The following is a 7,390-nucleotide window of genomic DNA, read 5'->3' on the forward strand; positions in this document are numbered from 1 at the left end:
TTAATAATAGAATTAAGCTCATTATTCGACAAAGCTATGGCTTTAAAAGCTTTGAATCTTTGCGAGAAAAGCTGTTAGCTTGTTTATTTAAATAAGATTTACTTATCCCCACAGGTACGGGAGAGCCAAGATACTGATTTACAGTTAGTAATGGTAAACTAATTCCTATGTTTAAGTTGATGCGTTTAGTCAAATGCCTTTCTTTACGGGTATCCCCGGAGTAAGTCAAGTTTTTGCTGGAGTCAAAGCATGAAATTATCTCCTGATGCAATTATTGCACCAGCTAAATTGACTCAATATTTACTTAAACCACTGGCACAGGATGACAAATCAAAATTTCTCGCACAAGCTGGTTACACTCAAGAAAATTGGCAACAATTAGAACTGGATTTGCGAGAGCAAATATTACCATTAGATGCAGTATTCACTGAACAAACACGATTTGGCACTCATTATCAAATTCGCGGAACTTTGACAGGTGTTAATCGTGTAGTTTTACCAGTGGTTACAATTTGGATGATAGAGAAAGCAACTGGACAAACCAAGTTTATTACGTTATTTCCCGATAAGGAGATTTAAGCATGAAATTTGAACTGTTTACGCGAGTAGCACTACGGGAAGATTTACCCCAGTACAAACTCTGTCAGGGAGATGTGGCAACCATTGTCGAACATCACCCTGTACCGGATGATGAGGATGGCTATAGTTTAGAGGTATTTAATGCCGTTGGGGAAACGATCGCAGTGATTACAGTCGCTCAATCGCAGATTGAACCCTTGATGAGTAATGAGGTGTTGCACGTTAGAGTTTTGGATGAAGTGATAGCTTAGAAGCAAATAATTAACTCATCCGCGATCGAAGCTTTCAGTCGTTGGCGTAGCCTGGGCGTAGCTTGTATCGCTGGGTGAATTGCTAATGTCTACAACTTAATATTTTGTCAAAATCTAATTTCCATAACAACAGCACTCAAACTGGACATATCGAGTAATTTTCTCTGATAATTCAACAAGGAAGAGGATTTAAATGGCACACAAGCAGATGATTAACTCGATGTTGATGGCGAGGTTGATGCTAGGTAGTGTAATGGCGATCCCACTATCAGTTTTAGCGCAGGATACTATCAACAATCAACAAACACCTGCGATGTTTCAATTATGTCAAAACTTACAGACACAGTTTACACTGACTGGACATTTGAGTTCTGTAACAGCACTCGCCATTAGTGCAGATAGCAAGACTCTGGTAAGTGGAGATGAAAATGGGGTTTTGAATGTCTGGAACATGGAGACAGGAAAGTTAGTCCACAGTCTAGCAGCTTACCCTGGAGCAATTAAAGCAGTTGCAATTACGCCAGATGGAAAAAGTATTGTGAGCGTTAGTCAAGTTGAAGAAGGTTATCAAGAGTATGAGATTACTACTAAAGTTTGGCAGATCCAAACGGGTGAACTGATTGATTCCTTGATTAATAAGCAAAGCACTGTACAAAAACTTGATAATTCCCATCTGCCAACTATCATTAGTATCAGTAAAATAAATGATGAGAATTCACATAAATTTAAAATAGAATTTGTCAATCGAAGTACTGGAAACATTATTCAATCTAACTCTCCAACAACCAATGTGGAGCAACGAGCAGATAGAGATTCATTTGGGGAGCAGAATAGTAATCAGAAAATTATTGCAACCGTTAATGTTCGGGGTCTTAATGAGTTTATTAGTTTTATTAAATTTCAGGATCTTAGAAATCAACAATCTCTCTGTACCTTGCCTAAACTAGGGCGTATACAAAATATTATTTTTAGCCCAAATAGTGAAAAATTGATTGTTGCCGGACAAAAAATTGAAGTTTTGGCAGTTAACTCGATCGATGTTAGCTTAAATCGGTCAGAACAACAATCAAAAATTCAGAACTTAAATCGATTAGGCTCAGATAAGCATAACCGTAAGCAATACTTCTCTGCTGCAAAACACTTTTGGCAAGCCTTTGAACTTAATCGTCAATTAGCTGACGAACCAGGACAAATAGATGCAATATATAACGTTGCAGAAGCCAATTATGCACAATGTCAGATTGGGTCTGATGTCTGCCTAAGTGACTATCAAGGATTATATGAATTAATTCTCCCTTATTTTCAGGGAAAGAGCGATCTTTTACGTAAAGCAACTGCTTTATACAGAATTGGAAAGACTAGCAGTGAGAAAGAAAGGAAAATATCTTTATTTCAAGAAGCTCTAGCAATTTATCAGCAACTTGCTAACTTGGAGGGTCAGGAAAACAGTTTAATAGAGTTAGGAGCAGTTTATGGAGCATCTGAAGAACAACAGCGTTCTTTCGAGTTATTTAACCAAGCTATAGATATTAGTAAACAAAGAAACGGTAGAGCAGGTGAGCAACAAGCCCTAATAAAAATTGGACAATCTCTAAATTCTGATTTGACTGGAAAGTTAAGTCAGCGTAGTTTTTTTGAGCGAGCATTAGCTATCGCTCGCTCAACAGGAGATCGTCAGTCCGAAGCCTCTGTTTTGATTCAGCTTGGAGAACTGTCGTCTAACTCTGAAGCACAACCAAAATTTTACCAACAAGCTTTGACCATTTATCGATCGCTTGGCGATCGCAAATCAGAAGCAGACATCTTAGTTAAGATGGCTTGGATGAAGGTTTATAATGATAATGTAGAAAGTCTATTCAAGCAAGCACTAAATCTTTACCGTGCAGCCAAAAATCGACAAGGTGAATTAGAAGTTTTACATAGTCTGGGGATATATACTTCAGCCATGTTGTGGGATAAAGATAATAAAAGTATTGGACGAAGAACTCCCGAAGCTATCAGTTATTTACAATCGGCAGCTGTATTAAGTAGGGAAAAGGGCGATCTTTTTTTAGAAAGTACGATTTTGCTAGATTTAGGTGATGTCTACCAATTAGCTAAACAATACTCACAAGCCTTAAGTTTCTATCAGCAAGGATTAACCATTCGTCAGAGTTTGGGTGACGATACAGGTAAGGCAATCTTCTTATATAGAATTGCTCAAACACACCATCGACTCAAACAATACAATCGAGCAATAGAAAGACTGCAAGAAACTCTTGTTTTTTGCCAAGCAGTTGAAGATTGTCTATATATAGGTAGAGAGTATACAGGTAGAGAAGATTACTCATATTTGAATAATAATTTAGCTATTCTTTGGGAACTTGGAGAAACTTATATTAAGTTAAAAAACTATCCTCAAGCCTTAACTTATTTTCAACAGTTTGATTCGGTAAATGGCGACTGGAATTTAATGAAAAATCTTGGCTTAATCCACGAAAAATTAGGAAATTATGATCTGGCTCTGAAGTACTTTGAGCAAATCCTCAAAACTGAACCAGCAGGATGTGGTGACGATCAAACTTCGGATGCAACTATCATTGAGGCAATCCGCAAAGTAACTAGCGAACGGAAATTCATCTGTAACGTTAGAGTGGATATGGAGGATTGGTCTCTAACTCTAAATACAGCTACATTACACATAGCAGAAATCTACCGCCGACGAGGACAGTATGCACAAGCAGTAGCAGTTTATGAAAACACTTTAACGAAGCAAGTATCTGATAAATACGGTAACAATATCAGTGCAATTCTTTTAAATAACTTAGGTACATTATATAAAAATCAAGGGAATTACAATAAAGCACTAGAAGCTTATCAAAAATCTTTAAAGATTCGTCAAACAACAAAAGATGTTTATGGAGAAGCTGTTAGCTTAAACAATATAGGAGAAATTTTTCGCAGACAAGGACAATATTCTCAAGCATTAGAAACATATCAGCGATCTCTTAAAATTTTCCAAGACCTCACCAACTCACTTATTGCTGCTCAAGCAACTATTACCCCAGTCCTAGAAATCTCAACCGTCCGCCAAGGAGAAGCTTCAGTTCTACACAATTTCGGTAGTGTTTACTATGACTTAGGACAATATAACAAAGCACTTGATTTTTATCAGCAATCCCTCAAGATTAGCAAGGCTTTAGATGACAAAGCTGCTCAAGGTCGCTCCCTAAACAACCTTGGTCTTGTTTATAAAGCTCAGCAACAATACAGCAAAGCATTAGAATTTTATCAGCAAGCCCTCACTGCACGGCGAGAAGCAGGAGATATTTCTGGTGAAGCTGCAACGTTAAATAATATGGGATTGGTTTACAATCAGATTGGTCAACCAAGCCAAGGCGTTGAACTACTTCAACAAGCACTGACCATTTTTCAAAAGTTAGAAGACATAGCCAACAAAGCTAATACCTTTGATAGTTTAGGTACGCTTTATACAGCTTTAGGTCAATACACTCAAGCCCATGAAGCTTATCATAATGCCTTGCGTCTAGTGAAGGAAGCAAATCTCTCACCTTTGGAAGGGGTGATTTTGAGCAATATCGGCAATCTCCTAGTAAAAACAAATCAGCCAGAATTAGCAATTATTTTCTACAAACAATCTGTTAATCTCAGAGAAACTATTCGACGTAATATTCAGGAACTACCCAAAGAACAACAACAATCTTTTACAGAAACGGTTGCTGGCACTTATCGCTCTTTAGCCGATCTCTTATTGAAGCAAGATCGGGTATTAGAAGCGCAAAGAGTTCTCGACTTATTGAAAGTACAAGAAATTGATGATTACCTGCAAAATGTGCGCGGAAATGATAATAGCGTGCAAGGCATTGCCAATACCAGAACAGAACAGGAAATCGCTAAAAGTTATGAGGCAATTTTAGACCAAGCGATCGCACTAGGAAAAGAACTGACCCAACTGCAACGTATTGCTCCTAGCGATCGCACTCCCACCCAAAAACAGCGTATCCTACAACTACGGAAAGCCGAGCAACAAATCACCCAAGAATTTCAGGCTTTTCTCAAAAGTCCTGCGGTACAAACTCTGATTACTCAACTGCGCCAAACTACAGGCGGACAGAATTTCGACCTAGAAAATGCCCGTAGTTTACAAGACAACCTGCAACGACTCCAGCAAAATGCTGTGATTCTCTATCCCTTGATTTTGGATGATCGTTTAGAACTAGTATTAGTAAACCCTTATTCTCCCCCGATTCGTCGCACCGTTGCTGTTACTCGTACCGACCTTAATAAAGTGATTGTAGAGTTTCGTAGTGCTTTAACCAATCCCTTTGCCGATGCCAGGATTCCCGCCCAAAAGCTTTACAATTACTTGATTAAACCCTTAGAAAAAGATCTGGCTCAAGCAGAGGTTCAAACGATTATCTATGCCCCAGATGGACAACTGCGTTATATTCCCTTGGCTGCCCTGCATGATGGCAAGCAATGGCTAATACAGCGTTTCCGCATCAACAATATCACCGCCCTCAGCCTTACAGACTTTAATACCCAACCCCAAAGCCAATTACAAGTGTTCGCCGGGGCGTTTACCCAAGGTGATTACCGTTTCAAAGTAGGCGACCAGGAGTTTTCATTCAGGGGCTTACCTTTTGCGGGTCGGGAGGTGGAAAATTTAGCAGCAGCAATTCCCCAGACAACCAAACGTTTAAACCAACAATTTAACCGAGAAACTGTCCTGTTGATGAATGATTACTCGGTGGTGCATTTGGCAACTCATGCGGCTTTTGTAGTGGGTAAGCCGGAAGATAGCTTTATTTTATTCGGTAATGGCGATCGGGCAACACTGCGGGATGTGGAAAAGTGGACTCTACCAAAAGTGGATTTAGTGGTGCTGAGTGCCTGTGAAACGGGTGTTGGCGGTAAGTTAGGCAATGGTGAAGAAATTCTTGGTTTTGGCTATCAAATGCAGCGAACGGGTGCGCGGGCAGCTATCGCCTCACTTTGGTCGGTGGATGATGGGGGAACGCAAGTTTTAATGGATGCTTTCTATGCCGTGTTGAAGCGAGGGAACATCACGAAGGCGGAAGCCTTACGTCAAGCACAAATTACTTTAATCACAGCCAAGGAGCAGGGTGTAGGGCAAGCCCGTAGTCTGTTTGTGGAAGCTGTTCCTGTACGTTTACCTTCGGGGGCAAGCCGTCCTCTAAGTCATCCCTACTACTGGGCACCTTTTATTTTGATTGGCAATGGGTTGTAAGCAGACTCAAAGGGAAAACAGTTGTAATGGCTTTCTCCTAACTCATGGCGATCGGCAGATCTTTCCTGTTCCTAATTTTACTTATTTAAACTAGTAACGTTTGATTATTGACGTATATACGTTAACGTAATAAGCTGTAAACATGGCAGCATCAACGTAGAGGCTTTGGAGTCAAAGATGAAAATTTACGTTGATATCAGCCAATACTGGCCGCAAAACTTATCCCTAAATGCTGTTTATGAAGAATTGTTATTGCAAGGTCGGAAAATCGATCGCCGCACCTTGTCTGGGGCAAAAGCTGGAACTTTAACAAAAAGCGAATTCGTAACTTTAGTTAAGCTGCGAGATTGGCTCAGAGAAAGAACCAATAACCCAGATTTAAAAATCGATGACCTGTTGATGCAAAAACCTGATTAAAACCAGCAGCATTGTTGGTTTTCGTCCACCCATAACTAGGTGCAGATCGATGATTACCAACCCGCCATCGCATCCAAACAACATTCGTCCAGCCTGGGCTTGTATCCCCAGATTAGTTCTGCCACCGGATGCCCCCATAGCTGGCTACCTCTGTGGTGGTGGTGGCTTAATGACGGCGGGTTTTGAAATCGCTCTTATCCGCAGTTTGTGGAACATCGACCATGACCCAGGCGATCCGAAACTCAGTAGTGCGATCGCTAATGCCACAACAGCCGAGCTAATGCCATCAACATTCGCCTTCCCGATGCTGCTTGGATTGCAGGTTCGGCATTGGGGAACGGAGTGCCTTGCTACTCGCAACTGCGTTGGCGTAGCCTGCTCTCTTGCGTATCGCTCACACAGTTAAACCATTACTCATCAAATCCAACCCAGAGGACTTAGCTTATGTTTTAGAAGAAATGTTTTCCTCAGAGAAAGTCGAAGTGGCTCCTGAAACCCAAGAGCGCACTTCAAAAAAATCTAAAAAACCAACCAACACATTAACTCAGAATCAAGTCAATTGGAGCATCACCATGTCATCTACCACCAAATTCGTTGCAACCAACCAACTCCAAGGCTTCACTTTCGCAGTTTCTACCACAACTGATATTGTCGAGTTAGCTACTGAAGTCATAAAACTGGGAAATGCTCACGCCGCAACTTTTGTTCATCTCAAAAAGCAAGCATTAGAACTGGGAGATAAACTCAAACAATTAGAAGCAGCGTGGCTCTCCCGTACCTGTGGGGATAAGTAAATCTTATTTAAATAAACAAGCTAACAGCTTTTCTCGCAAAGATTCAAAGCTTTTAAAGCCATAGCTTTGTCGAATAATGAGCTTAATTCTATTATTAA

General features: G+C 40.3%; 6 protein-coding genes. All 6 read left to right on the top strand.

Annotation, left to right across the window (positions count from 1 at the left end; genetic code table 11):
• Positions 1-249: 249 nt before the first annotated feature.
• Positions 250-579, top strand: coding sequence for a DUF6883 domain-containing protein (locus IQ264_RS30410; protein WP_193986088.1), 330 nt, complete (start codon positions 250-252; stop codon positions 577-579).
• Between the two features lie 2 nt (positions 580-581).
• Entirely contained in the window at positions 582-830 is a 249-nt protein-coding gene (locus IQ264_RS30415) for a DUF4926 domain-containing protein (RefSeq protein WP_193986090.1), read from the top strand.
• A gap of 193 nt (positions 831-1,023) precedes the next feature.
• Positions 1,024-6,081: a tetratricopeptide repeat protein gene (locus tag IQ264_RS30420; protein WP_193986092.1), complete on the top strand. Its 5,058-nt coding sequence runs from the start codon at positions 1,024-1,026 to the stop codon at positions 6,079-6,081.
• Between the two features lie 177 nt (positions 6,082-6,258).
• Positions 6,259-6,498: a hypothetical protein gene (locus IQ264_RS30425; protein WP_193986094.1), complete on the top strand. Its 240-nt coding sequence runs from the start codon at positions 6,259-6,261 to the stop codon at positions 6,496-6,498.
• A 49-nt stretch (positions 6,499-6,547) separates the two neighbouring features.
• Complete coding sequence (locus tag IQ264_RS30430; protein WP_193986095.1) at positions 6,548-6,904, top strand: hypothetical protein; 357 nt, start codon at positions 6,548-6,550, stop codon at positions 6,902-6,904.
• Positions 6,882-7,292 (top strand): hypothetical protein, encoded by a 411-nt coding sequence (locus tag IQ264_RS30435; protein ID WP_193986096.1) that lies wholly within the window; start codon positions 6,882-6,884, stop codon positions 7,290-7,292. Before IQ264_RS30430 ends, IQ264_RS30435 begins: the two co-directional genes overlap by 23 nt.
• Positions 7,293-7,390: the final 98 nt, after the last annotated feature.

This window comes from [Phormidium] sp. LEGE 05292 (assembly GCF_015207735.1).
Taxonomy (GTDB): domain Bacteria; phylum Cyanobacteriota; class Cyanobacteriia; order Cyanobacteriales; family Aerosakkonemataceae; genus Floridanema.

Excerpts from the sequence above, each read along its gene's own strand:
- IQ264_RS30420 (WP_193986092.1), top strand. The coding sequence starts at position 1,024 with ATGGCACACAAGCAGATGATTAACTCGATGTTGATGGCGAGGTTGATG.
- IQ264_RS30425 (WP_193986094.1), top strand. The coding sequence starts at position 6,259 with ATGAAAATTTACGTTGATATCAGCCAATACTGGCCGCAAAACTTATCC.
- IQ264_RS30415 (WP_193986090.1), top strand. The coding sequence starts at position 582 with ATGAAATTTGAACTGTTTACGCGAGTAGCACTACGGGAAGATTTACCC.
- IQ264_RS30430 (WP_193986095.1), top strand. The coding sequence starts at position 6,548 with ATGATTACCAACCCGCCATCGCATCCAAACAACATTCGTCCAGCCTGG.
- IQ264_RS30410 (WP_193986088.1), top strand. The coding sequence starts at position 250 with ATGAAATTATCTCCTGATGCAATTATTGCACCAGCTAAATTGACTCAA.